This window comes from Nostoc sp. CALU 546, assembly GCF_048836525.1.
Genome location: NZ_JAWJTF010000408.1, coordinates 1 through 1,477, shown reverse-complemented (window position 1 = coordinate 1,477; position 1,477 = coordinate 1). Strand labels below are relative to the sequence as shown.

Annotated in this window: 1 protein-coding gene; it reads left to right on the top strand. The window is 34.5% G+C overall.

Annotated features, from left to right (window positions below):
- Positions 1-168 precede the first annotated feature (168 nt).
- A partial coding sequence (locus RRG12_RS44100; protein WP_420763363.1) for an NACHT domain-containing protein occupies positions 169-1,477 on the top strand: 1,309 nt, incomplete at its 3' end.

Here is a 1,477-nt window from a genome sequence, read left to right as displayed (position 1 = left end):
ATGCTTTTACAAGGCGAAATTACCCGAAAGAGTCTCTAGCTGCTCAACTGGGTTGCAATCGTTCTAGTATTCTGTAAGTTTTTTAACTGTGAGAACGTTTGGGAAAATTACTTTACCGCCATTTGTGAAGCGTTAGAAATTGATTACCAAGAGATTGTGTATGGATATTTGGCACCTTCAGCTCAAGATTTAGTTGGAAAGGTGCGTACTCAGATAAAAGAACTAACCCAAGAGTTGTGCGGAACGATGCGTATATTAGATATGACGCAACCGATTGAGTTGAGTCAAATCTATACCGATGTGAATATTTTGGAGAAGCTAATAGCACTCCGACGTAAAACAATTGATGAATTACTTAAAGAATGTGGATATGAGGATTTTGACAGATTTGGGTTAGGTAAAGTTGTAGAAAAGCGGGTTCTTGGCGTAAAAGCAGTTGAAAAATATAAGAAATTAATTGTACTAGGAAAGCCAGGAGCTGGTAAAACTACCTTCTTAAGATATCTAGCAGTTCAGTGCAATCAAGGTAGTTTTCAACCTCACCTTGTACCTATTTTTATCCCTTTAAAATATTTTGCGGAAGATCCAACTCAACCTAGTTTATTAGAATATATTAGGCAGCAGTACTCTGGGTGTGATGTAACGGAAGAAGAGCTTGTCGAATTATTTAAACAGGGTTCTGCTCTGATTTTACTGGACGGATTAGATGAAGTTAGCGCCGAATATCAAGAGCATACTTTAAAAGAAGTTAGAAGTTTTTCTCGGATATATTTTGACAATCATTTTGTTATTGCTTGTCGAATTGCGGCATGGGAGTATACCTTTGATAAATTCACAGAAGTAGAGATAGCTGATTTTGATAATAAACAAATTAATGAATTTGCCAACAATTGGTTCAAAAATAAATCAGTCAAATCAGAGAAGTTTATTAAGTACTTAAATAAGAATAATCGTATCTATCAATTAGCCGTCACTCCTCTGTTGCTAACTCTTCTATGCTTAGTATTTGAAGAATCTGCTAGTCTACCAAATAGTCGTTCGGAAAGTTATCATGAAGGATTAGATGTTTTACTAAAAAAATGGGATGCCAAACGTGGAATTCATCGAGATCAAATTTATCAAAAATTATCACTTCCACGCAAAAAAGATTTACTCCGTCAAATTGCTTACAGTACTTTTGAAAAGGAGAAGTATTTTTTTACCCCATTAGAAGTCAAGCTCATTCTGAAAAAATATATCGAGAAAATATCAAATCTTGATAGCGAGTCCAATATTTCACAGGGTGATATTGAAGAGCTTTTGAAAGCTATGGAAGCTCAACATGGGATTATAATTGAGCGAGCTAAAGGTATTTATTCATTTTCTCACCTCACTTTTCATGAGTATTTTGTTGCTAAAAGAATTGTTAGCTTAATCCCACAAACATCAGATGAAGAATTACATCAGGATGAGGATTTTAAAAATAATGATAAATTCC